Annotated in this window: 24 protein-coding genes; 8 read left to right on the top strand and 16 right to left on the bottom strand. The window is 66.1% G+C overall.

The window, feature by feature from the left end; genetic code table 11:
- Positions 1-37 precede the first annotated feature (37 nt).
- Together serC and DZC73_RS27645 are read left to right on the top strand one after the other, a co-directional pair.
- Complete coding sequence (serC, locus tag DZC73_RS27650) at positions 38-1,120, top strand: 3-phosphoserine/phosphohydroxythreonine transaminase (RefSeq protein ID WP_124543612.1); 1,083 nt, start codon at positions 38-40, stop codon at positions 1,118-1,120.
- A 115-nt stretch (positions 1,121-1,235) separates the two neighbouring features.
- Positions 1,236-2,423, top strand: a complete 1,188-nt coding sequence (locus DZC73_RS27645) for a phosphoglycerate dehydrogenase (RefSeq protein WP_124543611.1) — start codon at positions 1,236-1,238, stop codon at positions 2,421-2,423.
- A gap of 3 nt (positions 2,424-2,426) precedes the next feature.
- Here DZC73_RS27645 and DZC73_RS27640 read toward each other — a convergent pair whose 3' ends face one another.
- Positions 2,427-2,852: a heavy metal-responsive transcriptional regulator gene (locus DZC73_RS27640; protein WP_124543610.1), complete on the bottom strand. Its 426-nt coding sequence runs from the start codon at positions 2,850-2,852 to the stop codon at positions 2,427-2,429.
- A gap of 82 nt (positions 2,853-2,934) precedes the next feature.
- Here DZC73_RS27640 and DZC73_RS27635 point away from each other — a divergent pair, with 82 nt between their 5' ends.
- From DZC73_RS27635 to DZC73_RS27615, 5 genes are all read left to right on the top strand, one after another.
- Positions 2,935-3,825, top strand: a complete 891-nt coding sequence (locus tag DZC73_RS27635) for an MBL fold metallo-hydrolase (protein ID WP_124543609.1) — start codon at positions 2,935-2,937, stop codon at positions 3,823-3,825.
- Between the two features lie 58 nt (positions 3,826-3,883).
- Positions 3,884-4,525, top strand: coding sequence for an urease accessory protein UreE (gene ureE, locus DZC73_RS27630; protein ID WP_124543656.1), 642 nt, complete (start codon positions 3,884-3,886; stop codon positions 4,523-4,525).
- 32 nt (positions 4,526-4,557) lie between these two features.
- A complete protein-coding gene (locus tag DZC73_RS27625) occupies positions 4,558-5,268 on the top strand; it encodes an urease accessory protein UreF (RefSeq protein WP_124543608.1) in 711 nt (236 codons plus the stop codon).
- Between the two features lie 48 nt (positions 5,269-5,316).
- Positions 5,317-5,961, top strand: coding sequence for an urease accessory protein UreG (gene ureG, locus DZC73_RS27620; RefSeq protein ID WP_124543607.1), 645 nt, complete (start codon positions 5,317-5,319; stop codon positions 5,959-5,961).
- Positions 5,962-6,064: 103 nt separating this feature from the next.
- A complete protein-coding gene (locus DZC73_RS27615; RefSeq protein WP_124543606.1) occupies positions 6,065-7,045 on the top strand; it encodes a TolB family protein in 981 nt (326 codons plus the stop codon).
- A gap of 48 nt (positions 7,046-7,093) precedes the next feature.
- Here the strand turns inward: DZC73_RS27615 and DZC73_RS27610 are convergent, their stop codons facing one another.
- The 6 genes from DZC73_RS27610 to DZC73_RS27585 form a co-directional block, all read right to left on the bottom strand.
- A complete protein-coding gene (locus tag DZC73_RS27610; protein ID WP_161974769.1) occupies positions 7,094-9,775 on the bottom strand; it encodes a TonB-dependent receptor in 2,682 nt (893 codons plus the stop codon).
- A 254-nt stretch (positions 9,776-10,029) separates the two neighbouring features.
- Positions 10,030-10,998: a magnesium/cobalt transporter CorA gene (corA, locus tag DZC73_RS27605; protein ID WP_124543604.1), complete on the bottom strand. Its 969-nt coding sequence runs from the start codon at positions 10,996-10,998 to the stop codon at positions 10,030-10,032.
- An 11-nt stretch (positions 10,999-11,009) separates the two neighbouring features.
- On the bottom strand, positions 11,010-12,035 hold the full coding sequence (locus DZC73_RS27600; protein ID WP_124543603.1) for a S49 family peptidase: 1,026 nt from the start codon (positions 12,033-12,035) through the stop codon (positions 11,010-11,012).
- A gap of 72 nt (positions 12,036-12,107) precedes the next feature.
- A complete protein-coding gene (locus DZC73_RS27595; protein WP_124543602.1) occupies positions 12,108-12,497 on the bottom strand; it encodes a Rieske (2Fe-2S) protein in 390 nt (129 codons plus the stop codon).
- Positions 12,490-13,182, bottom strand: coding sequence for an HAD family hydrolase (locus DZC73_RS27590; protein WP_124543601.1), 693 nt, complete (start codon positions 13,180-13,182; stop codon positions 12,490-12,492). Before DZC73_RS27590 ends, DZC73_RS27595 begins: the two co-directional genes overlap by 8 nt.
- Entirely contained in the window at positions 13,152-14,084 is a 933-nt protein-coding gene (locus tag DZC73_RS27585) for an RluA family pseudouridine synthase (RefSeq protein ID WP_198415011.1), read from the bottom strand. Before DZC73_RS27585 ends, DZC73_RS27590 begins: the two co-directional genes overlap by 31 nt.
- Before the next feature lie 688 nt (positions 14,085-14,772).
- On the opposite strand from DZC73_RS27585, the gene DZC73_RS27580 reads away from it, so the two are divergent.
- Complete coding sequence (locus tag DZC73_RS27580; protein WP_124543599.1) at positions 14,773-17,886, top strand: Rne/Rng family ribonuclease; 3,114 nt, start codon at positions 14,773-14,775, stop codon at positions 17,884-17,886.
- A gap of 67 nt (positions 17,887-17,953) precedes the next feature.
- Here DZC73_RS27580 and nagZ read toward each other — a convergent pair whose 3' ends face one another.
- Genes nagZ through lepA form a run of 9 tightly spaced genes read right to left on the bottom strand, consistent with a single transcriptional unit; the run spans position 17,954 to position 25,832 of the window.
- Positions 17,954-19,003 (bottom strand): beta-N-acetylhexosaminidase, encoded by a 1,050-nt coding sequence (nagZ, locus tag DZC73_RS27575; RefSeq protein ID WP_124543598.1) that lies wholly within the window; start codon positions 19,001-19,003, stop codon positions 17,954-17,956.
- Positions 19,000-19,401, bottom strand: a complete 402-nt coding sequence (gene acpS, locus DZC73_RS27570; RefSeq protein WP_124543597.1) for a holo-ACP synthase — start codon at positions 19,399-19,401, stop codon at positions 19,000-19,002. The genes nagZ and acpS overlap by 4 nt, the downstream gene beginning before the upstream one ends.
- Positions 19,398-20,189, bottom strand: coding sequence for a pyridoxine 5'-phosphate synthase (locus tag DZC73_RS27565; RefSeq protein WP_124543596.1), 792 nt, complete (start codon positions 20,187-20,189; stop codon positions 19,398-19,400). The genes acpS and DZC73_RS27565 overlap by 4 nt, the downstream gene beginning before the upstream one ends.
- 16 nt (positions 20,190-20,205) lie before the next feature.
- The gene (gene recO / locus DZC73_RS27560) at positions 20,206-20,988 is read right to left on the bottom strand and encodes a DNA repair protein RecO (RefSeq protein WP_124543595.1); all 783 of its coding nucleotides are present in this window, start codon (positions 20,986-20,988) and stop codon (positions 20,206-20,208) included.
- 9 nt (positions 20,989-20,997) lie between these two features.
- A complete protein-coding gene (era, locus tag DZC73_RS27555; RefSeq protein ID WP_124543594.1) occupies positions 20,998-21,930 on the bottom strand; it encodes a GTPase Era in 933 nt (310 codons plus the stop codon).
- Positions 21,931-21,948: 18 nt separating this feature from the next.
- Positions 21,949-22,653 (bottom strand): ribonuclease III, encoded by a 705-nt coding sequence (gene rnc / locus DZC73_RS27550; protein ID WP_124543593.1) that lies wholly within the window; start codon positions 22,651-22,653, stop codon positions 21,949-21,951.
- A gap of 11 nt (positions 22,654-22,664) precedes the next feature.
- Positions 22,665-23,045 (bottom strand): DUF4845 domain-containing protein, encoded by a 381-nt coding sequence (locus DZC73_RS27545; RefSeq protein WP_124543592.1) that lies wholly within the window; start codon positions 23,043-23,045, stop codon positions 22,665-22,667.
- 13 nt (positions 23,046-23,058) lie between these two features.
- Positions 23,059-24,024: a signal peptidase I gene (lepB, locus tag DZC73_RS27540; RefSeq protein WP_124543591.1), complete on the bottom strand. Its 966-nt coding sequence runs from the start codon at positions 24,022-24,024 to the stop codon at positions 23,059-23,061.
- Entirely contained in the window at positions 24,024-25,832 is a 1,809-nt protein-coding gene (lepA, locus tag DZC73_RS27535; RefSeq protein WP_124543590.1) for a translation elongation factor 4, read from the bottom strand. Before lepA ends, lepB begins: the two co-directional genes overlap by 1 nt.
- Positions 25,833-26,220 lie beyond the last annotated feature (388 nt).

Genomic DNA, 26,220 nt, shown 5'->3' with positions numbered 1-26,220 from the left:
GCATTAGTTCACGTTTCGCCACCCCACGGAGACCCCGATGACCCGCGTTTTCAACTTCAGCGCCGGCCCCGCCACCCTGCCCGAGCCCGTGCTGCGCCAGGCAGCCGAGGAAATGCTCGACTGGCACGGTTCCGGAATGTCGGTCATGGAGATGAGCCACCGCGGCAAGGAGTACATGGGCATCCACGCCGAGTGCGAGGCCGACCTGCGCGAGCTGCTGGCCATTCCCTCGAACTACAAGGTGGTGTTCCTGCAAGGCGGCGCCATCGGCCAGAACGCCTTCGTGCCGATGAACCTGTACCGCGGCAAGGCCAGCGCCGACTACATCAACACCGGCGAGTGGTCCAAGAAGTCGATCAAGGAAGCGAAGAAGTACGGCCAGGTGAACGTGGCCGCCACCGCCGAGCCCAACGGCTTCACCGCCATTCCGCGCCCGGACACCTGGAAGCTCGATCCGAACGCCGCCTACGTGCACATCTGCTCCAACGAGACCATCGGCGGCATGCAGTACCACTTCACGCCCGACACCGGCGACGTGCCGCTGGTGGCCGACATGTCCTCGGACATCCTCTCGCGTCCCATCGACGTGAGCCGCTACGGCCTCATCTACTGCGGTGCGCAGAAGAACATCGGACCGGCGGGCCTGACCATCATCATCGTTCGCGAGGACCTCATCGGCCAGGCGCTGCCCATCACGCCCTCGGCCTTCGACCTCAAGCAGCAGGCCGACAACGACTCCATGCTCAACACCCCGCCCACCTACGCGATCTACATCGCCGGGCTGGTGTTCAAGTGGCTGAAGAAGCAAGGCGGGCTGAAGGCCATGGAAGCCCACAACGCGACCAAGGCGGCGTTGCTGTATGACTACCTGGACACGACCAGCTTCTACAGCTGCCCGATCGCCAAGGCGGACCGTTCGCTGATGAACGTGCCCTTCAAGCTGAAGGACGAGTCGCTCGACGAGGCCTTCCTCAAGGGCGCCAAGGAGCGCGGCATGGTCCAGCTCAAGGGCCATCGCTCCGTCGGCGGCATGCGTGCATCCATCTACAACGCGATGCCGGTGGAAGGCGTGAAGGCCCTCGTGGCCTACATGAAGGATTTCGAGAAAGCCAACGGATAGCGCTTCGCGCTACCCGTTGCACGGGACAGGGTTGCTCCCCCCAGCCCCCTCCGGGAGGGGGCTCCAGCATGGACAACAAGCCGGCCTGCGGCCGGCGCTCTTCGAGAGGTCTGGCATGGAACGTTCGCAGTTCAAGGTGCTTGTACTCAACCAGATCTCGGAGAACGGGCTCAAACGCCTGCCGACTGAGCGATATGCGGTGGGCAAGGACCTGAGCGAGCCCGACGCCGTGCTCGTGCGCTCGGCTGACATGCACTCGCTGGACATCCCGCCCACCGTCCGGGCCATCGCCCGCGCGGGTGCCGGCACCAACAACATCCCCGTCAAGGCGATGAGCCAGCGCGGCGTGCCGGTGTTCAATGCGCCGGGCGCCAACGCCAATGCAGTGAAGGAGCTGGTGCTCACCGGCATGCTGCTGGCGGCGCGCAACGTGCCGCAGGCCCTGCGTTTCGTGCATGGTCTTGACCCGGCGATGGCCGACATGGACAAGGCGGTGGAAGACGGCAAGAAGGCCTTCGCCGGCTTCGAGCTCGCCGGCCAGACGCTGGGCATCGTGGGCCTGGGCAAGGTGGGCTGCCTGGTGGCCGACGCCGCCATCAAGCTGGGCATGCAGGTGCTGGGCTACGACCCCGAGATCACGGTGGATGCCGCCTGGAGCCTGCCCTCGCAGGTCAAGCGCGCGGGCAGCGTCAGCGAGGTGCTGCGCAGCGCCAACTTCGTGACGCTGCACGTGCCCCTGGTGGATGCCACGCGCGACCTGGTCAATGCCGACAACATCGGCACGATGAAGCCCGGCGCGGTGCTGCTGAATTTCTCCCGCGAAGGCGTGGTGAACGACAAGGCCGTGCTCGCCGCCTTGGAGCGCAGGCACCTGGGCTGGTACGTGTGCGACTTCCCGAACGGCGTGCTCAACCACAACGAGCGCGTCATCGCCTTGCCGCACCTGGGCGCGTCCACGCGCGAGGCCGAAGAGAACTGCGCGCTGATGGTGGTGGACCAGCTGCGCGACTTCCTCGAACACGGCAACGTGGCCAACTCGGTCAACTTTCCCGCGGTGGGCATGGCGCGCGAGTCGGCCTACCGGGTGGCGATCGCCAACTCCAACGTGCCTAACATGCTGGGGCAGATCTCCACCACCATGGCCCGTGCGGGGCTGAACATCCACAACATGGTCAACAAGTCGCGCGGCGACGTGGCCTACACGCTGGTGGACGTGGACAGCGCAGTGGCTGCGGCCGTGCTCGACGAGATCGGCGCGATCGACGGCGTGCTGGCGGTGCGCTACCTGCCGGCCGTCGGCTGACGTTCAGGCGCGGCGGCGCGCGGCCGCCTTCTTTGCCGGCACCGCCTTGGAGGTGGCCTGCGCCACCGTGACCGATTGATTGGGCACGCAGTTGAGCATGGAGAAGGTCTGCCGAAGCTCCTTCTTCAGCGCACGCAGCTGCTTGATGTGCGCATCGATCTCCGCTTCCTTGGCCAGCAGGTGGTGCTCGATCTCGGCACGGTCCACCTGGCCGGCCGCCAGCCGCGGAAGGATCCAGCGAATCTGCGCCAGCGTGAAGCCCAGGGCCTGCGCCCCGCGCAGGAAGCGCACGCGGCCGATGTCTTCCTCGCGGTAACTGCGGTAGCCGTTCTCGCTGCGCACGGGCGGCTCGATCAGCCCCTGCTTCTCGTAGAAGCGCAGCGTGTCGGTGGACACGCCGGTGGCCTGCGCCATCTGGCCGATGTTCATGCGGTGCTCCGGTGAAGGAAAGGCTTGACCCTGGAGTTTAGTCCAAGGTTTACGCTGGGCCTGTCATCACTTGAACTGCTCCATGCCCATGATCAAGCCCTTGCTCGCCGCCGCGCTCGCCCTGGCTGCCTTTGCCGTGCAGGCCACCGACGTTCGCCTGTCCATCATCAAGACCTCGTCGCGGAAGGTGCAGGAGAACGTGCTCTTCGCAGGCGGCGATTCCAGCCGCCAACTGGCCACCAATTTCAGCGCCTTCCTGGTGCAGCACGGCGACACGCTGATGCTGTTCGACACGGGCCTGGGCCGCAACGTGGCTGCGCAGTACAAGCAGGACATGAGCTGGTGGCAGAAGCCCTTCTTCCGCTACGACGACCCCGTCACGCCCGCGCAGGCCCAGCTCGCCGCAGCCGGCGTCGGGCCGGTGACGCAGATCGTGCTCAGCCACAGCCACTGGGACCACGCCAGCGGCATCGAGGACTTCGCCGGCGTGCCGGTGTGGGTGCCCAAGGAGGAGATGCCCATGATCGAACGCGCACGCCAGGGCCATGGCGGCGCGGGCAGCGCATGGCCGTCGCAGGTGAGGGGGAGCGGCATCGAATGGCATGAGCTGGCCTTCCCTCACCCGGCCTACGAAGGCTTCGACGCCAGCAACGACCTCTTCGGCGACGGCAGCGTGGTGTTCGTGCCGATGTTCGGCCACACGCCGGGGTCCACGGGGCTGTTCCTCACCCTGGGTTCCGGCCGGCGCATCTTCCTCGTGGGCGACGTCGTGTGGACGTCCGGCGCGCTCAAGGACGGCTCGCCCAAGATCTGGATGGCGCGGCAGATCGTGGACCACGACATCGACAAGACGGCCGATGCCATCCGCAAGATCCGCGAAGTGCAAAAGCGCCTGCCGGACCTGCTGGTCGTGCCGGCGCACGACAGCGTGACGCAGGACGCGCTGGGCTACTTCCCGAACTGGCTGCGCTGAGGCCCCGGCACGGCGGGCATGAGAGACTGCGGTTTTGCCGCAGCAGTCCATGCCCACCATGCTCACCGTCAACAAACTCATCTCCCAGGGGCGCGGCCTCGCCCCCGTCCTGCTCAAGCGCGCCGCCGCCGTGGTGCTGGACTGGGACACCCGCCAGAAGAGCCGATTCGACACCGAGGACTCCCAGGGCCGGACGCTGGGCGTGTTCCTGCCCCGCGGCAGCGTGGTGCGCGGCGGCGACGTGCTGGTGGCCGAGGATGGCTCGCTGGTGAAGGTCATTGCCACGCCGCAGCCGGTGATGGTCATCCGGCCCTGTGCTGAACACGGGTCGCCCTTTGACCTCACGCGGGCCGCCTACCACCTGGGCAACCGGCACGTGCAGCTGGAGCTGCAGCCGGACCGCCTGCACATCGAGCCGGACCATGTGCTGGGCGAGATGCTTCAGAACATGCATCTCACCGTGACCGAAGAGCTGGCACCGTTCGAGCCGGAAGGCGGGGCGTATGCGGCAGGAGGGCATGGGCACTCGCATGGTCATGACCATGCCCATGACCATGGGCAAGCGCACGAGCATGACCACGGCAAGGCTGCCAAGCCGAGCGTCATCCCGATCGCGGCTGCGCACGATCACAAGCACGACCACGGGCACGACCACTCGCATGGCCACGTGCACGGCCCGGGCTGCAACCACGACCATTGAACCCGTCGCCGGGATGAGGCGACAGCAACACGATGCCCAGAGTCCTTCGTCCACCGCAGCCCACATCGCCTGCGGCCCTGCTGCAGCTGATGTGGCTGGCCTCCCCCGCCCTGCCCGTCGGCGGCTTCAGCTACTCCGAGGCACTGGAAGCCGCCGTCGAAGCCGGCCTCGTGACCAGCGAGGCCCAGGCGGCCGACTGGCTGGAAGACCAGCTCGCGCTTGGCCTGTCGCGCAGTGACCTGCCCGCGCTGCACAAGGCCATCGGCGCCTGGCAGCGCAAGGATCTCGCGGCCGTCGCTGCGCTGAACGATTGGGTGACCACCACGCGCGAATCCGGCGAGCTGCGCCAGCAGACCCAGCAGATGGGCCGCTCCCTGCTCGAATGGCTGCGCAACCGCAACGCCGATGACGATCGCCTCCCTTCGCTCGCGGCGCTCGCCCCCGCGCCCACCTGGCCCGTCGCCTTCGCCCTGGCCGCCGTGCAGACCGGTGCGCCGGCCCGCGAATGCCTGCTGGCCTTTGCCTTCGGCTGGGCCGAGAACATGGTGCAGGCCGCGCTCAAGGCCGTGCCGCTGGGGCAGAACGCCGGGCAACGCATCCTCGCCCGCCTGAGCGACGGCATCCCTGCCGCCATCGACCACGCGATGTCGCTGATGGACAGCGAACGCCAGGCTTTCACGCCCATGCTCGCCATCCTGTCCGCGCAGCACGAGACACAGTATTCGCGCCTCTTCCGTTCCTGAGCTGGCGCGCAACCTGCTATACCCGAGCACGCACTTTCCGAGACCGCCATGAGCAACCTGCACCACATCCCCGGCCGCACCAAGAAGCTTCCGCCCCTGCGCGTGGGCGTGGGCGGGCCGGTGGGATCGGGCAAGACCACCCTCGTCGAGATGCTGTGCAAGACCATGCGCGAGCGCTACGACCTCGTGGTGGTCACCAACGACATCTACACCAAGGAAGACCAGCGCCTGCTCACCGTGGCCGGTGCGCTGGAGGCCGAGCGGATCATGGGCGTGGAAACCGGCGGCTGCCCGCACACCGCGATCCGCGAGGACGCCTCCATCAACCTCGAAGCGGTGGACCGCATGCTCGGCAAGTTCCCGAACGCCGACATCGTGTTCATCGAGAGCGGCGGAGACAACCTCGCCGCCACCTTCAGCCCCGAGCTGTCGGACCTTACCATCTACGTGATCGACGTCGCGGCCGGCGAGAAGATTCCGCGCAAGGGCGGTCCGGGCATCACCAAGAGCGACCTCTTCGTCATCAACAAGACCGACCTCGCGCCGCACGTGGGCGCGAACCTGGACGTGATGGAAGCCGACACCAAGCGCATGCGCGGCGCCAAGCCCTACGTGATGACGAACCTGAAGACGCATGCAGGCCTGGCCGAGGTGATCGCCTTCGTCGAGCGCAAGGGTCTGCTCACCGCCTGAGCGCGAGGCGCAACGCGCCGTTACCTCCCGGATCGGCAGCACGTCAACGCGGCTGCGCCGCAGCCGTTGGCTTGTGCAACGACGATCCAAGGAGGCATCCGCGATGCGCTCTTCATCTTCTCTCGTGGCCGCGCTGTCCCTGTGCGCGGCACTGGCCGGCTGCGGTGGCGGCGGCTCCGACGGCGGCACGCCGGCACCGGACATCACGCCGCTGGGCGCCAACATCCTCGTGTTCGACTCGGACCGCACGGGCAACCACGAGATCTACCTGATGCGCAACGACGGCAGCGCCAGCGCACAGGTCACCAGCGACACCAGCTATGAAAACTGGTGGCCGCGCATCTCGCCGGACCGGCGCAAGCTGCTGTTCTACCGGTCGCCGCGCGGCAGCTCCGAGCGCTACGACCTCGCCAGCCTGTGGGTCGTGAACGTGGACGGCAGCGGCCTCACGCGCCTGCGCGCCGCGGGCACCGACGGATGGGCCGTGCAAGGCCACGGCGAGTGGTCGCCCGACGGTGGATCGATCGCGATGTTCGGCGGCAGCGCCACCAGCCCGCAGATCTTCATCACCGATTCGCTCGGACGCTTCCCTCGCCAACTCACGGCACGTGCCGGCGTGAACACCGACGTGTCATGGTCGCCCGACGGCCGGACCCTTCTCTTCAACGGCTGTCCGGGAACGCCCTGCACGCCGGCCGACTACGAGATCTACACCATGCCCTCGGCCGGCGGCGCCGAGACGCGGCTGACCTTCGATCACCTCGCCGACTACGACCCCTACTTCTCGCCCGACGGCACGAAGATCGCGTGGCTCACCAACTCCAATCCCTCGGCCTGGAGCGGTGCGGGCGCCTGGGGCATCAGCCTCGCCAATGCCGACGGCAGCAACCCGGTCTGGCTCATCGACGACGGCAACATCAACAGCAAGCCCGCCTGGAGCCTGGATGGCCGCAGCATCTACTTCCACCGCATGGAGCCACTGGTGGCCACGAAGTGGGGCGTGTACAGCATGGGGGCGGATGGAACAGGACTCACCGCCTTGACCTCCGGATCAAGCGCCAACAACGAGTTCCCGTCCAACTGAAAAAGAAGGCCGCACGAGGGCGGCCTTCATCAAGGCGCCGAAGCGCGATCACATGAACGAATAGCTTCCGCGGACGAAGAACGTGCGGCCCAGCGGGTCGGTGTAGCGCGGGTCAAAGCCACGCTGCGAACGGTCCGTCTGGTTGGAGAACGGCGGGTCGGTGTCGAACAGGTTCTTCACGCCCACGGTCAGGCTCATGCCCTTGATGGGCTTGGTGCTGACGGCGAAGTCCACCAGTGTGTAGGGCTTGACGCTCTGATAGAACGACGGCCCACCCACCACGCTGGCCGGGTCGTTCTTGTCGTAGTAGCCCGTCTTGTGGCGCAGTGCCAGGCGGCTCGACCAGTTGCCGATGGCATAGGTGCCGGACACGGTGTGCTGCCAGCGGAACACCGGGCTCGAGTCGATGTAGACGCCCACGTTCTCGCGCATCGGATCGGTCGGGCTGTTCTGGTACTTGTAGCTGCGGATCCAGGTGCCGTCCCAGGTCAGCGCGAGGTTGCCGCCAGCCAGCGGGAACGAGTACGCCGCCGTGAAGTCGATGCCGTCGGTCTCGACGCGGCCCAGGTTGTCCTGGGTGGCCGTGATGTAGCCGATGGCATTGCTGTTGGTGTCGCCGGCCAGGCAGCGGTTCAGGTTGGCCTGGACGTCCAGCGGCAGGTCCTTGCAGCGATGGAAGCGGTCGGCGTACTGGATGTAGTTGGCGATGATCGACGCCTGCGGCAGCGCATTGATCTGGTCCTTCAGCTTGATGTTCCAGTAGTCGGCCGACATCGTCAGGTTCTTCACCGGCTCGAAGGCCAGGCCCAGCGTGAAGGTCTTGGACTTCTCGGGCTTGAGCTTCGTGTTGCCGCCTTGCTGCACCTGCACCTGCGCACCGCAGTCGCGCGACTTCACGCCGCCAGCGGCCACGTTCACCACGCCGCCCGGGCAAAGGATGGGATCGTTGGAAGACGAGGTCGCGAAGGTGATGGTCTGCGGCGCGTACAGGTCATCCAGCGTCGGCGCCTTGAAGCCGGTGTTGGCCGACCCGCGCAGCACCAGGTTCTTGGTGGGCTGCAGGCGGAAGCCGATCTTCGGATTGAAGGTGCTGCCTGCATCCGAGTAATCGTCGTAGCGGGCGGCCAGTTGCACTTCCAGCATCTTGGTCACCGGCAGCACGGCTTCGGTCGTGAAGGCCAGCACCTTGCGGTCGCCGCTCACGTGGTTGGGCGAACGGCCGGCCGATGGGATGGCGCGCACCACCGCGTCATCGGTGTCGTTGCGGTAGAACTCCTTGCGGAACTCCGCGCCGCCGGAGATCGCTGCCGTGCCGCCACTCATCTCGAACAGGTCGCGAGAGAGACGGAAGTCCGCACCCTGCGTCGTGCCCTCGGCGGTGGCGAAGGTGCCGCGGCGCTTGGCGGTCTCGATGATGGCCAGCTGCGCCGGCGTGGCAGGCACGAAGGGATTGAGCCGCCCGGCCGCCACTTCCGAACGCACGAAGGGCGCGTTCACGTAGCCGTCGATGGCACCGTCCTGCGCGGTGTTGTCCGTGTAGTAGAGGCCTGCACGGTAGTCCATGCCAGCGAGCGTGCCGGTCAAGTCGAACACCAGGCGGTCTGCATGCGAGAGGGCCTGGTTGGTGCGCGAACCGGCGGGAACCATGCGCCACGCCGCAGTGACGGGCTTGGTGGTGTCCAGGCCAGGGAAGGTGCCCACCGGATAGGACGGGGACCCCGCGGGGATGGAGATGCCTGCCACCGGGTCCGGTGCCACGCGCGAGATGTTGTCGTTGTCTGTGGAGACGACCTCGACGGACAGCAGCGAGTCCTTGAACACCTTGAAGGTGGCGCGGCCTGCCAGGGTCTCGGTCTTCACCTCGGGAATGATGTCGATCGTCGCGGAGAAGTCGAACACGCAGGTGCCGGCCGAGGTGGGGCTGGGCAGCGACAGCGGCGGTGCGCAGTCCGGCGCCGACGGGTTGGCCGCCACCGAGCCTTGCGTGAAGTTGCCCGGGAAGGTGGTCGGCGAGGTGCCGCTCACGCCCTTGGACGGGATGACGCCGGTCCGGGCGAAGTCACGGTCCAGTGCGCGAACGCGCTTCTGGTGTGAGCGGTCGAACGAGATCCACACGTTGGAGCCGTTCTCTTCGAGGTTGCCGAAGCCGAAGAGGATGTTCGCGCGATCGGTGTCGCCGCCGGTCTTCTGCGGCTTGGTCATCTCCGCGCTGAGCGTCACGCCCTTGTACTCGCGCTTGGTGATGAAGTTGATCACGCCACCGATGGCGTCGGTGCCGTAGATGGCCGAGGCGCCGTCGCGCAGGACTTCCACGCGCTCGACAGCGGCGAACGGAATGGCGTTCAGGTCCACGGCGTTCACGTTGAACGCGAAGGCCGCCACGCGGCGGCCATTGAGCAGCACCAGGGTCTTGTTGGTCCCGATGCCGCGCAGGTTGGCGTAGGTGGCGCCGCCCGTGCTGGAACCGATGGAGTTGGAGCCGACGTTGCTGGACTGGCTGGTCGACAGCATCTGGACGACCTGCTCGACGCTGGTCACGCCCGACTGGCGCAGTTGCTCGACGTTGATGATGGTGACCGGCAGTGCCTCTTCACTGTCGACCGTGCGCTTCAGGTTGGAACCGGTGATCTCCACTCGCTGGAGCTGCTGCTGGGCCAGGGCTGGCAGAAGAAACGAACTTCCTCCAAGCGCGAGCAACGCTGCCGCGCATGTCTTGGTATGTCGGAACATGGAATTCCTTGTGGGTTGATGGTCGGCGCTGTCGCACCTTCTCCCCGACCATGGTCCGAACATTGGTGGTGTCCGCCCCCTCGTCAGGGCGGCGCATCTTTACGTAACTTCACAAAGTGGTCTAGGGCATTTGCCGAACTGTTGGCAGAGGCCCACGAACAGGCTGCCCCGGGGAAAGACCGGATTCCCTCGGATTGGTACCACCAAGTACCCAACATCGAATGCGCGATGACCGCGCAAAGTGGCCTAGGAGACTAGAGCCAGCCCACGCGCTTGAAGCGGCGGTAGAGCAAATAGCAGGTGACGGTGATCGCACCCAGCGCCATCGGGTAGCCGTACTTCCACTTCAGCTCGGGCATGTGCTCGAAGTTCATGCCCCAGATGCCGGCGAAGGCCGTGGCCACGGCGAAGATGCCCGCCCAGGCGGCGAGCTGCTTGGTGGTTTCCGATTCCTCGATGGTGACCATGGACAGGTTCACCTGGATGGCCGTGCCGATGGTGTCGCGCAGGGCCTCGATGGAACCGTTGATGCGCACGAGGTGGTCGTACACGTCGCGGAAGTACTCGCGGTTGTTCTCGCACACCATGGGCACGCGGCCGCTGAAGAGCTTGCTCACCGCCTCCATCAGCGGCGTCACCGCATGGCGCACCACCATGATGCGGCGCTTGAGCGAATACAGGTGCTCGATGTTCGCCCGCGCCGAGCCACGCACGAAGATCTGCTCCTCGATGCTTTCGAGTTCGCTTTCCAGCGCGTCGATGATCGGGAAATAGCGGTCGACCACCGCGTCCATGATGGCGTAGAAGACGAAGCCCGCACCATGCTTGAGCAGGTGCGGTTCCTTCTCGGCCCGGCCGCGCACGCCCAGCAAGTTCTGCGTGCTGCGGTTGCGCACCGACAGCACGAAGTTGCGCCCCACGAAGATGTTGACCTCGCCCACGCGCAGGTCGTCGGTGGCGGTGAACTCCACCGTGTGCATCACGATGAAGAGGGTGTCGCCGTACTCCTCGACCTTGGGCCGCTGGTGACCGTGGCGGGCATCCTCTATCGCCAAGTCATGCAGGCCGAACTCCTCCTGCATCTTCGCGAGTTCCTCATCGGTCGCGTCGCGCAATGCCACCCAGACGAAACAGTCGGGACGGCCGACGTAGTCGCTGATGTCCTCGACGGTGAGGTCGGCGAGTTTCTGTCCGTCCTGGTACGCGACGCAGTTGATCAGCATCGGCGCTTGTCTCAGTGGATATTGACGGTCCCTTGCAGGGCACGCACAGCCCCCGCACCAATCGACGCACCGAAGCGCTTGGCCAGCCGCTCGGCGATGTTCTCCTTCGGCGTGTAGTCGATCACGTCTTCGGCATGCACGACCTCGCGCGCCACGAAGTCGAGGTTGCCGAACTTGTCGGCCAGGCCCAGCCGCACCGCCTCTTCGCCGTTCCAGTACAGGCCCGAGAAGGTCTCGGGCGTTTCCTTCAGGCGCGAGCCGCGGCCTTCCTTCACCACGCGGATGAACTGCTTGTGGATCTGGTCCAGCATGGCCTGCGTGTAGGCGCGCTGCTTCTCGCTTTCCGGCGAGAACGGATCGTTCATGCCCTTGTTCTCGCCGGCGGTGTACAGGCGCCGCTCGACACCGAACTTCTGCATCGTGCCGGTGAAGCCGAAGCCGTCCATCAGCACGCCGATGGAGCCCACGATGCTCGCCTTGTCGGTGTAGATCTCGTCGGCCGCCACCGCGATGTAGTAGGCGCCCGAGGCGCACATCTCTTCCACCACCGCATAGACCTTCTTCTTGTGAATTGCCTTGAGGCGGCGGATCTCGTCATTGACGATGCCCGCCTGCACCGGGCTGCCACCGGGCGAGTTGATGCGCAGCACCACGGCTTGCGCATTCGCATCCTCGAAGGCCGACTTCAGCGCACTCACGATGCGCTCGGCGCTCGCGTCGGTGTCCGAGGCGATCTCGCCGCGCACTTCCACCAGCGCGGTGTGGGGGCCGTTGGGCATGTTGGCAGCCTTGCGCGCGGCCAGGGCCGACCACAGGAACATCACGATGATCAGCACCCACAGCACGCGAAAGGTGAGCTTCCAGCGGCGCTCGCTGCGGCGGTCGCGCATGTAGTCGGTGGCGAACTGCTTGAGCGTGGCTTCCAGGCCCGGGGAAATGGCGGCCGGTGCCGCAACCGTTGGCGCCGGGGCCGGCAAAGGCGGCAGTGGTGGAACGGGTTCCGGGCTCGCGCCCGGCAGGTCGTCTTGCGAAGTCATGGAAGGCTTTCTGATGTCGGGGCGTGTCCGGTGCGAGCCGCGTGCCGAGGGTCAGCTTGCCCTCAGCCAGCGTCAGTCCACAAAGGCCGGACGGGTGTCCCGCGAAGGATACCAATAGACCTGTCCGTCACGTTCTTCAACCCGAAGCGGGGTGAGCTTTCCGCGACCGCAGGGTCCGCCCACGCAGCGTCCGTCGCGGGGGTCGTAGGCGGCGCCGTGGATGGAGCACAGAATGAACTCTTTCCCGCTGTCCAGGAACTCGCCGGGCTGCCAGTCCATCTCGGTGGGCACGTGCACGCAGCGGTTGAGGTAGCCCACCAGCGCACCGTCGAAGCGCAGGACGAAGGCACGCGCGGTCTGGCCGAAGTGCAGCACGTCGAAGACGAAGGCGTGGCCCTTGTCTTCCAGCTGGGCCGACGGGCACAGCGCCTGCGGCGGCAGCTCCGGCTTGGCCTCAAGCATGGCGAACCAGCCAGTCGTGCAGGTCGGGCACGGAATGCGCGACGTGCACCGGGTTGAAGTCGCCGAAGGTGCCGTGGTCATGGGCGCCGTAGCTCACGCCCAGGCAGGCCGTGCCGGCATTCAGCGCGAGCTGCAGGTCGTGCGTGGTGTCGCCCACCATCAGCGTGCGCGCCGGCTCCACGCCGAAGTGGTCCATCAGCTCGACCAGCATGCGCGGGTCGGGCTTGGAGGCCGTCTCGTCCGCCGTGCGCGACGCATGGAACATGCCCTTGAGTTGCACGGTGTCCAGCGCTTCGTCCAGCCCCTTGCGGGTCTTGCCGGTGGCCACGCCCAGCCAGTGCTGGCGCGCTCGCAGCTCATTGAGCATGTCCAGCGTGCCCTGGAACAGCACGAGCTCGTGCTGCTTGGCGAAGTAGTGGTGCCGGTAGCGGTTGCCCAGCTCCGGGTAGCGCTCACGCGGCAGGCCAGGTGCTGCGTACTGCAAGGCCTCGATCAGGCCCATGCCGATGACGTAGCTCGCCTCCTTGTCGCCCGGCACGGCCACGCCCAGGTCGGCGCAGGCCGCCTGGATGGCCTTGACGATGAAGGCGGTGGAATCGAAGAGGGTGCCGTCCCAATCGAAGACGATCAGGTCGAATCGGCGAGGGGATGCGCTCAAGGCAGGACTTCCAGAAGGGCCAGGCATTCAGCCGGCAATGGTGCTTCCAGTTCGATCGCCTCGCCAGTGGCAGGGTGCTCGAACTTCAGGCGGCGGGCGTGCAGGAACATGCGGTCGAAGCGGTGGCCCGGCACCGCTTCGCCACGGGCGACAGCCTTGTTGACGGCAAAGTCGCCGTACTTCTCGTCGCCGACGATGGGATGACCCTCGCTTTGGAGGTGCACGCGGATCTGGTGCGTGCGGCCGGTCTTGATGGTCACGTCCAGCAAGGTGAAACCCGCGAACTTGCGGGCGACCTTGACCAGCGTGATCGACCGTCGGCCTTCGTCGTGGTCCGCATCCACCGCCTTCACCCGCCGCTCGCCCTCGGCCGTCAGGAACTTGTGCAGTGCGACATCGATGACTTTCTTGCTCGCCGGCCAGGTGCCGGTCACCAGCGCCGCATAGGTCTTGCCGGTCTCGCGGCTGCGGAACTGGTCCTGCAAGGCGGTCAGCGCCGAGCGCTTCTTGGCGACCAGCAGCAGGCCGGAGGTTTCCTTGTCCAGCCGGTGCACCAGCTCCAGGAACTTTGCCTGCGGCCGGGCCTGGCGCAGCTGCTCGATCACGCCGAAGCTCACGCCCGACCCGCCGTGCACGGCCACGCCGGCCGGCTTGTTCACCGCAATCAGGTGCTCATCCTCGAACACCACCGGAAATTCGCGCGCCGGTGCTGGAGGTTCGGTCGACTTGTCCGCCATCCGCACGGGCGGTACGCGCACTTCGTCGCCCAGCGCCAGGCGGGTGTCTGCCGACGCCCGTCCCTTGTTCACCCGCACCTCGCCCGAGCGAATCACCCGGTACACGTGGGTCTTGGGCACGCCCTTGAGCAGTTTGACCAGGAAGTTGTCCAGCCGCTGGCCCTCGGAGCCTTCATCCACCTGCACGCGCATCACGGTCGGGGCTGCGGGTTTGGCCGGCGCAGGGGCGGTCCGCTTGGCCGCCGGCCCTGGGGGCCTTGGGGCCTTGACGGCGCTTGCCCGCCCGGTCTGTTTGGCCCCTATAATGCGTTGCACCACGTTTGCGATGTAAGTGTTTGATTTTCCTGAGTTTACTCGGGCGCTTGCGAAGCAGACGGGGCGCCGTGGCAAAGAGCCACGGCATAAAAGGTGATGCAACGCACGGTGCGTGAAGCAGGCCCCTGTCCCCAAGCGACCCGGGCGGCCGACAGCAGCATGCGGCAGAGCAAACGTAGAACGAACCAACAAAGGGCTTCAAGCCCCGAGACACAAGGTTTTCAGGCTGAAGATGAAAGGCAACGCGGCCCTCTCGCCGCACTTCGACTCTTCGGCCCGCGTCCAGTGACCACGCGAATGTCGTCCCGATTCCCCCACCTCCCAAGCGCTGCGCCCTCGCCTATCCGGCGACGTGGCCCCGCGCGGTGGCGGGCCCTCGCTTTCTCCACTGCCTCGCACGCGCCAACGCGGCCTCACTGATCCCATGCTGATCAGCGGCTGTCCAGGGCGATTCCTTCCGGTTCTCCACGTTTCTCGTGCATCGATGAGTCGCCGCTGAAATTCAGCCGGTGACGTGTTGGTAGTAGCGCTTGGTTCCCGCACGGAGCCGGCGCGAGGAGTGCACATGAAACGCATGCTGATCAACGCGACGCAGCAAGAAGAACGTCGCCTGGCCATCGTCGATGGCCAGAAGCTGCTGGACTTCGAGACCGAAATCGAGGGACGCGAGCAGCGCAAGGGCAACATCTACAAGGCCGTCGTGACCCGCGTCGAGCCATCCCTCGAAGCCTGTTTCGTCGACTACGGCGAAGACCGCCACGGCTTCCTCCCCTTCAAGGAAATCTCCCGCAACTTCTTCCGCGACGGCGTGGACGTGCGCTCGGCGCGCATCCAGGACGCCATCAGGGAAGGCGACGAGCTGCTGGTCCAGGTCGAAAAGGAAGAGCGCGGCAACAAGGGCGCGGCGCTGACCACCTTCATCTCGCTGGCCGGCCGCTACCTGGTGCTCATGCCCAACAACCCGCGCGGCGGTGGCGTGTCGCGCCGCATCGAGGGCGAAGACCGCGAGGAGCTGAAGGAAAACCTCGACCAGCTCGACTACCCCAAGGGCATGTCCCTCATCGCCCGCACCGCAGGCATCGGCCGCTCGGCGCCGGAGCTGCAGTGGGACCTGAACTACATGCTCAAGCTGTGGAACGCCATCGACGGCGCCTCCAAGGGCGGCAAGGGCGCGTTCCTGATCTACCAGGAGTCGTCGCTGGTGATCCGCGCGATCCGCGACTATTTCACCGCCGACATCGGCGAGATCCTGATCGACACCGACGACATCTACGATCAGGCCCAGCAGTTCATGAACCACGTGATGCCCGAGTCCGCGGCACGCGTGAAGCGCTACCGCGACGACGCGCCGCTGTTCAGCCGCTTCCAGATCGAGCACCAGATCGAGACCGCGTTCTCGCGCACGGTGAACCTGCCCTCGGGCGGCGCCATCGTGATCGACCACACCGAAGCGCTGGTGTCGGTGGACGTGAACTCCGCGCGCGCCACCCGCGGCAGCGACATCGAGGAAACCGCCACCCGCACCAACCTCGAAGCGGCCGATGAAATCGCCCGCCAGATGCGCCTGCGCGACCTGGGTGGCCTGATCGTCGTGGACTTCATCGACATGGAGGAGTCCAAGAACCGCCGCGAGGTCGAGACCCGCCTGCGCGACGCGCTGCGCCAGGACCGCGCCCGCGTGCAGTTCAGCTCCATCAGCAAGTTCGGCCTGCTGGAACTGAGCCGCCAGCGCCTGCGCCCGGCCCTGAGCGAAGGCAGCCACATCACCTGCCCGCGCTGCAACGGCACCGGCCACATCCGCGACACCGAATCGTCGGCGCTGCAGATCCTGCGCATGGTCCAGGAAGAGTCCATGAAGGACAACACCGCCGCCGTGCACGTGCAGGTGCCGGTGGAAGTCACCTCCTTCCTGCTCAACGAGAAGCGCACCGAGATCACCAAGATCGAGATGAAGCAGCGCGTGACCGTGCTGCTGGTCCCCAACAAGAACCTCGACACGCCGAACTACCGCCTGGAGCGCCTGCGCCACGACGACCCGCGCCTGGAGAACCTGCAGGCCAGCTACACGATGATCGACGAGCCCGAAGAGGAAGTCGGCATCACGCGTCGCGAGAAGGCCAAGCAGAAGCAGGAGCCGGTCATCAAGGGCATCCTGCCCGAGACGCCCGCCCCCATCACGCCGCCCAAGCCTGAGCCGGTGGCAACGCCTGCTCCCGCCCCGGCGCCGGTGGTGGCAGCGCCCGTGGCGGCACCTGCGGCCGGAGCGGGCTTCTTCGGCTGGATCAAGAAGCTGTTCGGCGGCGAGCCTGCGCCGGCAGTGGCCGCACCCGCAGCGGCGGCAGCCACGGCCGAAGGCGGTGAGAAGCGCGAAGGCCGTGGCGACCGTGGACGCGGTGGCCGTGGCGACCGGGACCACAAGCGCGGCGATGGCCGCCGTGGCGAAGGCCGTGGTGACCGCTCTGAGCGCGGTGACCGAGGTGAACGCGGCGAGCGCAACGGCGAGCGTGCAGCGGCCGGTGAACGTGGCGAGCGCGGAGAGCGTGGTGAACGCGGCGGCCGTGATGGTCGCGGACGCCGTGGCGAACGCGGCGAGAAGCCGCAGGACGCAAACGTGGTCGATGCGGCCACTGCAGCAGCAGCCGACGAGCAACGCCCGCCGCGTGGTGAGCGTTCAGAGCGCGGTGAACGCGGAGAGCGCGCCGAACGAGGCGAGCGTCCGGAAGGCCGTGGTGAACGGGGCGAGCGTGGCGAGAACCGCCGCGGACCGCGTCCCGAGCGCGAGCAGCGCCGTCCTGCCCCGGTGGAAGGCGCACCGGCCGAGGAAACCCAGCAGGCCTTCGTCGACACCGTGCCCGGTGCTGACATGCCCGAAGCCGCAGCCGGCGAGCAGCGCGAAGGCGGACGCCGTCGCCGCCGCGGCCGTGGTGGGCGCGATCGCGACGAGGCCCGCCAAGGCAACGGCATGGCCACCGAGCTGAACGGCGACACGCCGAATGCGGAAGGCTTCACCGCGGTGCCCGCCGCGATGGACCTGGACGCGGCACCCGTCAGCGGAACGGCGCAGGCCGCCGCCAATGACGCGGACATGCCTGAAGCGTTTGAAGGCGGTGAAGCGGCTCGCGAAGGTGGCGAGCGAGAAAGTGGCGAGCGAGAAGGCGGCCGCCGCCGCCGCAACCGCCATCGCCGCGGAGAGCGCCGTGATGGCGAGGCCATGAGCGGCGTTGAGGCCGTCTCCGAAGCCGCTGCCGAGGAAGCACCGGCGTTCACCGCGGCCGGCAATGGCGCCGCACCTGCCGCAGACCTGCCCGCAGAGTCCACCGAACCTCCGGCACAGCCGAGCATGGTGGCCGTGGCCGAACCGCAGCAGCCGGTTCAGATGCTTGCTGCTGCCGAGGCCCCGCTCCAGCCGACGGCCGCGCCCGAGCCCTTCGTGTTGCCGACGCAGGCCCTGCAGGCGGTGGCCGAATCCGCAGGTCTGGAGTGGGTCAACTCCGACGCCGACAAGATCCGCGCCGTGCAGGAAGCCATGGCTCGCGAGCCCAAGCCCGTGCACGTGCCGCGCGAACCCAAGCCGGTGGCGATGCTCGACGAAGGCCCGCTGGTGCTGGTCGAGACCCGCAAGGATCTGACGCAGTTCAAGCTGCCGTTCGAGACGCAGACGCAGCAGCCGAGCGCCTGACGACCCGGCTCTGGCCTCAAGCAGAAACGCCGCCCGGCATGGCCGAGGCGGCGTTTTTCATGGGCCCTTACGGAAGGCGCTCGAGCGCCTGCTGGTAGGTCGGGTGATGCATCAGCTCATCCCAGGGTATCGGCGCCGTCTGCGGCAACAGGTCCAGCCGCCGCGTCTCGCTGTGCGGGTCGGCGTGCCAGCGGCCCTGCTCCAGCGCGGCCTGCAGGCCGTCGAGCAGTTCATCCACCGGCCGCCCGCCATCCACCTTGGACTGGTTGCACAGCAGCACGAGGTCGCATCCCGCGTTGAGCGCTGCGATGCCGCCTTCGATCGGGTTGCCCGCGACCCGCGCGCCTTCCATGCTGAGGTCGTCGCAGACGATGGCCGCGGTGTAGCCGAAGCGGCCCCGCAGCATGTCTTTCACCCACACCGATGAGAAGCCGGCGGGATAGGCATCCACCTTCGGGAAGGTGACGTGCGCCGGCATCACGCAGGTGATGCCGCTGGCCAGCCAGTCGTAGGGGCGCGCGTCCTCGCCGAGGATCTCGTCCAGCGTGCGGTCATCCACTGCCCGCGCCACATGCGAATCGGCAATCGCGTAGCCATGTGCCGGGAAGTGCTTGCAGCAGTTCTGCATGCCCGTGCGCATGAGGCCCAGCATCAGCGCCTGCGCCAGGATGCTGACCACCCGCGGATCGCGGTGGAAGGCGCGGTCGCCCACCACTTCGCTGCGGCCGTGGTCCAGGTCCACGACGGGCGTGTAGCTCATCTCCACGCCGCAGGCGCGCAGCTCGGCGCCCAGCACGTAGCCGGCCGAGGTGGCCGCGTCCACGGCACGCATGGCGTCGTCCATCCACAGCTCGCCGAGCTTGCGCATGGCCGGCAGGTGCGTGAAGCCATCGGTGCGGAAGCGCTGCACGCGCCCGCCTTCATGGTCGATGGTGATGAGCAGGTCCGGCCGCAGGGCCTTGGCCTCGGCCGTCACTTCGGTGATCTGCTGCCGGCTCTTGAAGTTGCGGGTGAAGAAGATCAGCCCGCCGGTCAGCGGATGCTGGATGCGGCGACGATCGTCGTCGTTGAGTTCGTGGCCGGCGATGTCGAGGATGACGGGAGCGTGTGGGGTCATCGGGGTTCGGTGGTTTCGGTGACGACAAAGGACACCGCGTAATCGGATTCGTCGCTGACGGTGACTTGCGCGCGCAAACCCTTGGCCTCGAACCACGCGGCAAGTTCGCCGTGCAGCCGGATGAAGGGCTTGCCGCTGCGCTCGTTGAGGATCTCGCAGGCGCGCCAGGTCATGGGCATGTGCAGGCCCAGGCCGATGGCCTTGGAGAACGCTTCCTTCGCTGAAAAGCGCGTGGCGAGGTAGGCGATGCCGCGGGCCTCGACCTTGGCGCGCCGCTGGCGGAAGACTTCGATCTCGTTCGGGCCCAGCACCTTCTGCGCGAAGCGCTCACCACGCCGTTCCAGCGTCGCGGCGATGCGGCGGATGTCGCAGATGTCGGTGCCGATGCCGTAGATCATGCCTTGGTCTTCGCGGCACGATGGATGGCGCGCAGGTAGTCCTGGATGGTCTGGGTGTAGCCCAGCTCCAGCGCATCTGCGATCAGCGCGTGGCCGATGGAAACCTCCTGCACGCCGGGCACCGCGGCCAGGAACTCCGTGAGGTTCGCGCGGTTGAGGTCGTGGCCTGCGTTCACGCCCAGTCCTTCGCGCAGCGCTGCCTGCGCGGTGGCGACGAAGGCCGCCAGCACCTGGGCGTGATCGCCCGCAGCGTGGGCACGCGCATAGGTCTCGGTGTAGAGCTCGACGCGGTCGGCGCCCACCTCGCGCACGGCGGCCATCTGCTCCGGAATCGGGTCCATGAACAGGCTCACGCGCACGCCCAGCGACTTGCATTCATCGATCAGCGGCTTGAGCCGTGCGGCGTCCTGCGGGAATGTCCAGCCGTGGTCGGATGTGGCCTGCGCAGTGTCGTCAGGCACGAAGGTGGCCTGGTGCGGCTTCACCGTGCGGATGAAATCCATCAGGTTGTGGAACGGGTTGCCCTCGATGTTGTATTCGACCTGCGGCCACTGCTTGAGCAACTCGGCCAGGTCGTGCACGTCGTGCGCGCGGATGTGCCGCTCGTCGGGCCGCGGGTGGACGGTGATGCCTTGCGCGCCCGCCTCCAGGCACAGCTGCGCGGCCCGCATCACGCTGGGAATGCCCAGGTGCCGCGTGTTGCGCACGAGCGCGACCTTGTTGAGGTTGACCGAGAGCGCGGTGCTGCCGCGGTGGGCATCGAGGCCGGTGGTGAGCAATGGATTCATCGGGAACTGCCTGCGGTCAGGGGTCCAGGCTCTGCACATCCAGCATGACCTGGCGGGTGCGAAGCACGGGTGAGCCCAGATGATAGTGAAGCAGGCCGCGCGAGATGGGTTTGAGCGCCGGCAACCATTGCGCGCACACGGCTTGCAGCGCGGCAATGCTGCCGTGGACCAGGGCGGCCTGCAGGTGGATCAGCGCCTCGCCCGCAATGGCGGTGTCGGTGCTGCGAGCGGCGGCGACGCCGGCCTCCGGCAGCAGGGCATAGGAACGGTCTTCCTCGACAGCTTCCAGGGTGTTGGTGACCAGGCTCAGGTCGGGCAGCACGCCCACTTCGTGCAGCAGCGTGATCTCGAAGGCCCGCAGCGCCGTCTGGACGGCATCGTCGCCTTGCGGCAGCAGCGGCAAGGTCTGGGCGTAGGCATCGAACAGCGCCGGATGCGGGTCGTGCCGGGCGAGCAGCTTCATCAGCAGCTCGTTCATGTAGAAGCCGCTGAACAGGGCAGCGCCGGTCAGCATCGCGCCGCCGCCGGCCCATTCGGCGCCGCGCAGGGTCTGCACTTCGCTGGTGGACTCGCCCGCCTCATCCGACTTGGGCGGACGACCCACGTTCACGTGGATGCGCTGGAAAGGCAGCAGCACCGACCGCAGCTGCGAATAGGGCCGTTTCACGCCTTTGGCCGCGACGGCCAGCCTCCCCTGCTCACGGGAGAACAGGTCGAGGATGAGGCTGCTCTCGCTCCAGTCATAGCGATGCAGCACGTAGGCATTGAGCGGCGCGGCCGGCCGCCGCGTGGTGGCCATGGGCCGGCGTCACTCGTAGCCGTAGCTGCGCAGGTGTTCTTCGTCGTCCGCCCAGCCCGAGCGGACTTTCACCCACAGCTCCAGGAAGACCTTGGCGTCCATGAGCGTCTCAAGCTCCTGGCGGGACTCGCTGCCGATGCGCTTGAGCCGCTCGCCGCCCGCGCCGATGATCATGCCCTTGTGCGCATCGCGCTCCACCACGATGCTGGCGGCGATGCGGCGCAGGTTACCCTCTTCCTCGAACTTGTCGATGACGACGGTGGAGGCATAAGGCAGCTCATCGCCCGTGAGGCGGAAGAGCTTCTCGCGGATGATTTCGCTGGCCAGGAAGCGCTCGCTGCGGTCGGTGAGCGCGTCCTCCTCGTAGAACCAGTGCTGTTCGGGCAGGTAGGGCTTGAGGATGGCCAGCAGCTTGTCCATGTCGGCCTTCTTCTGGGCCGACAGGGGAACGAATTCCGCGAAGTTGTGGCGCTCCTGCATGCCCTTGAGCCAGGGTGCGAGGTCGGAGCGGCGCTGCACGGTGTCCAGCTTGTTGGCGATGAGGAAGACGGGCTTGCCCTGCAGGCCTTCGTTCTGCAGCAGGCCCAGCACCTTGGCGTCGTCCAGGCCGAAACGGCCTGCTTCCACCACGAAGAGCACGGCATCCACGTCCGCCAGCACGCCCTGCACGGTGCGATTCAGCGTGCGGTTCAGCGCGGCACCATGCCGGGTCTGGAAGCCAGGCGTGTCGACGAAGACGAACTGCGCCTCGTCCACCGTGCGGATGCCGGTGATGCGGTGCCGCGTGGTCTGCGCCTTGTTGGAGGTGATGCTGACCTTCTGCCCCACCAGCGCATTCAGCAGCGTCGACTTGCCCACGTTGGGACGGCCCACGATGGCCACGAGGCCGCAACGCTGGGGCACTTCGTCATGGGCGTCCGTGGACGCGTCTTCGGGATTCATGATGGATGGGACAGCAGGTCAGGAGCGCAGGGGGCTGCCGGGCTGGTCGGTGGCCTTGAGCGAATCCAGCATGCGGCGTGCCGCTTCCTGCTCGGCCAGCCGGCGCGAGCGGCCTTCGCCGGAAAACGTGAGACTGAGGGCAGGCACGGCACATTCGACCTCGAAGGTCTGGGCATGGGCCTGGCCGCGGGTGGCGGTGATGCGGTAGCCGGGCACCGGCAGGCGACGGGCCTGCAGCCATTCCTGGAGTTCGGTCTTCGCGTCCTTGCTCCAGTTGCCGATCTCGGTGTTGGCGATGATCTCGCCGAACATGCGCTGGACCAACGTGCGGGCAGCGTCGAAGCCGCCGTCGAGGAAGGTGGCACCGATCACGGCTTCCAGCGCATCGGCCAGGATGGACACGCGCTGCGCGCCACCGCCGCGGGCCTCGCCCTCGGACAGGCGGACCACCTCGGGCAGGCCCAGCGACAAGGCCACCTTGTGCAGGCTGTCCTCGCGCACCAGGTGAGCGCGAACGCGGGTCAGGTCGCCTTCGTCGGAACCGGCGAAACGCTCGAACAGCAGGCTGGAGATGGTCAGGCTGAGCACCGCATCACCGAGGAATTCCAGGCGCTCGTTGTGGTCCGCACCATAGCTGCGATGGCGCAGCGCACGCTCCAGCAGGGCCTCTTCGTTGAAGCGGTAGCCCAGGCGGGATTGGAGTGCAGCGAGTCGGGAGTCCATCGCAGGTGAGGTCAGCGGGTGGTGGTCCTGGAAGTGCCTTGGTACTTGATCAGCAGGAAGACGGGCGAGAAGAGTTCCACTTCCTTGTTGTAGGCGAAGCGGATCACGACCTTGTCGTTCTCCTTGGTGATGTCGAGGTCCCTGCTGGTGATGGAGGTAATGCCGTAGTCAATATCCTTTTGGCGATCAAAGGCAGCCCGGATTTCCGGGACCGTGCTCAGGCCTTCGGCGGCAATCTTGTTGACCGCCTTGCTGATCGTGGAGTACTCGATGATCGTCGGTACCACCTTCATCACGATCAAGGCGCCAAAGCCAAGGACGATCGCCCACATCAGCAGACCCAGCAGCGTGACTCCGGACTGGCGGCGCCGCGTGTGCAAGCTCACAGTCATTCCCAGGTGCTCCCTACTTGAAGGATCCGATCCGCTTGGGATCGCTGAAGTTCATCCACACAAAGAAGGCCTTGCCCACGATGTTCTCGTCGGGCACGAAGCCCCACCACCTCGAATCCGTCGAATTGTCCCGGTTGTCGCCCATCATGAAATAGTGGCCGGGCGGCACCTTGCAAGTCACGCCTTCCGCACTGTAGCGGCAGTTGTCCTTGAAGGGAAAGCTGTAGGCATTCGAGATGCCAGACGGACGCTGCCGGTCGACGAGGATGCGGTGCTCCACCGTGCCGAGCTTCTCACGGTATTCCTTCTCGAACCGGTTGGCGTCCTCGTTGAAGAAGTCCGGCTGCGGGGCGGTCTGCAGCAGTTCTCCGTTCACCGTCAGCTGCTGGTTGCGGTAGGCCACCTCGTCGCCGGGGACGCCGACCACGCGCTTGATGTAGTCCACGCTCGGATCCTGCGGGTAGCGGAACACCATCACGTCGCCTCGCTGAGGATCGTGGTTGGCGATGATCTTCTTGTTGATCACCGGCAGCCGCACGCCGTAGTGGTACTTGTTGACGAGGATGAGGTCACCCACTAGCAAGGTCGGGATCATCGAACCCGACGGGATCTTGAACGGCTCGAAGAGGAACGAGCGCAGCAGGAAGACGATGAGGATCACCGGGAACAGGCCGGCGGTCCAGTCCAGCCACCAGGGCTGCATCAGCAGCGTGCGCTTGGCCCCTTCCAGGTCGCCATCGACCTTGGTGATGCCCTGCCGGGCCAGGTCCTTGCGGCGTGCGGCGTCCTGGGCTTCCAGGTTCTGCGCGGCGGCGATCCGGCGCGGCGCAAACAGGAATTTCTCAGCCAACCAGTAACCGAACGTCACCAGCGTGAGGATGAAGAGCAGCAACGAAAAGTTGCCTGTCCACTTGTTGAGGTACCAGCCGCCGAGGTAGACCACGAGGGCGCCATAGAACAAACCAGTCAACGAACTCATCAATCGTCCACTTGGAGGATGGCCAGAAACGCTTCCTGCGGCACCTCGACGGAGCCGATCTGCTTCATGCGTTTCTTGCCGGCCTTTTGTTTTTCGAGCAGCTTGCGCTTGCGGGAAATGTCGCCGCCGTAGCACTTCGCGAGCACGTTCTTGCGAAGTGCCTTGATTGTCTCACGCGCGATGATGTTGGCACCGATGGCCGCCTGGATGGCAACGTCGTACATCTGCCGCGAAATCAGCTCGCGCATCTTGGCCACGACGGCACGGCTGCGGTACTGGCTCTGGCTGCGGTGCACGATGATGGACAGCGCGTCCACCTTGTCGCCGTTGAGCAGGATGTCGACCTTCACGACGTCGGCCGCGCGGTATTCCTTGAACTCGTAGTCCATCGACGCATAGCCACGCGACACACTCTTCAACTTGTCGAAGAAGTCGAGCACGATCTCTGCCAGCGGCATGTCGTAGGTCAGCATCACCTGCCGGCCGTGGTAGGCCATGTTGATCTGGTTGCCGCGCTTGAGGTTGGCCAGCGTCATCACCGGGCCGACGTAGTCCTGCGGCATGTACAGGTGCACCGTGACGATGGGTTCGCGAATCTCGTTGATGCGTCCCAAGTCGGGCATCTTCGAAGGGTTCTCGACGTGGATCACTTCGCCGTTGCCGAGCTCGACCTCGTAGACGACGCTCGGCGCCGTGGTGATGAGGTCCTGGTCGAACTCGCGCTCAAGCCGCTCCTGCACGATCTCCATGTGCAGCAGGCCGAGGAACCCGCAGCGGAAACCGAAGCCCAGCGCCTGGCTCACTTCGGGTTCGTAGCGCAGGGAAGAATCATTGAGCTTGAGCTTTTCGAGCGCATCGCGAAGCTGGTCGTATTCGCTCGCCTCGGTGGGGTAGAGGCCAGCGAACACCTGCGGCTGGATTTCCTTGAAGCCGGGCAATGGTTCCGAGGCAGGTCCAAGGTTGTTGGGCAGCTTCTTCTCGAGCGTGATCGTGTCGCCGACCTTCGCCGCCTGCAATTCCTTGATGCCGGCGATGATGAAACCTACCTCGCCCGCGTTCAACACCTCGCGCGATTCGGACTTCGGGGTGAAGACACCCAGCTGCTCGGCCGCATAGACCGCGTCGCTGGCCATCATGCGGATGCGCTCGCCCTTGTTCAGCTGGCCATCGACCACCCGGACCAGCATCACCACGCCGACATAGTTGTCGAACCATGAGTCGATGATCATGGCTCGCAGCGGCGCCTCGGCTCGCCCCTTGGGCGACGGCATGCGGGCGATGACGGCTTCGAGGATGTCGTCGATGCCCTCGCCCGTTTTCGCACTGCAGGGAATCGCGTTCTCGGCATCGATGCCGATCACGTCCTCGATTTCCGCCTTGGCATTGGCCGGGTCGGCGTTGGGCAGGTCCATCTTGTTCAGGACCGGGATCACTTCCACGTGCAGGTCCAGCGCGGTATAGCAGTTGGCCACCGTCTGCGCTTCCACGCCCTGGCTCGCGTCCACGACCAGCAGCGCGCCTTCGCAGGCAGACAAGGAACGGCTCACTTCATAAGAGAAGTCGACGTGCCCCGGCGTGTCGATGAGGTTCAGGTTGTAGGTCCTGCCGTCGCGCGCCGTGTATTGCAACGCTGCTGTCTGGGCCTTGATGGTGATGCCGCGCTCGCGCTCGATGTCCATCGAGTCGAGGACTTGTGCTTCCATCTCGCGATCGCTCAGGCCCCCGCAGCGCTGGATGATGCGGTCGGCGAGCGTGCTCTTGCCGTGGTCGATGTGGGCAATGATGGAGAAGTTTCGGATGTGATCCATGCTGATCGTTCTAGGCGTCTTTCGCTTCAGTGGCAACGTGCGAATCGTTGCTGCGATAGCTCGTGCATCACAGTGCGATGCGACCGCGGCGAGCGCGGTGTCCAAGCCGAAAGACTGGCCGAAATGAAGCTAAAAAAAAGGCACGTCCAAATGGTGACGCGCCTTCCAACAAAACGTATGGCAACTGCTTGTTGGGCTTTCATTGTAGCCAAAAGCACCTCGCTGGAGACCGCGTCATTGCTTGATTTCTTGCCGTTGCCGCCTTCCAACAAAGAAAACTGTCAACAAGTTATCCACAAAGTGTTGTGGATGTCCTGGGGATAGTCGGAGGGTGGAAAACTGCTTGCTCAAGGAAGCAGTAAACCCGCCAAAAACACCAAAATTCTAT

Origin of the sequence: Rhizobacter terrae, assembly GCF_003852895.1 — a bacterium.
Taxonomy (GTDB): Bacteria; Pseudomonadota; Gammaproteobacteria; order Burkholderiales; family Burkholderiaceae_C; genus Albitalea; species Albitalea terrae.
Note: the sequence above shows the minus strand (reverse complement) of the source record. Positions and strands in the feature narration are given on the sequence as shown.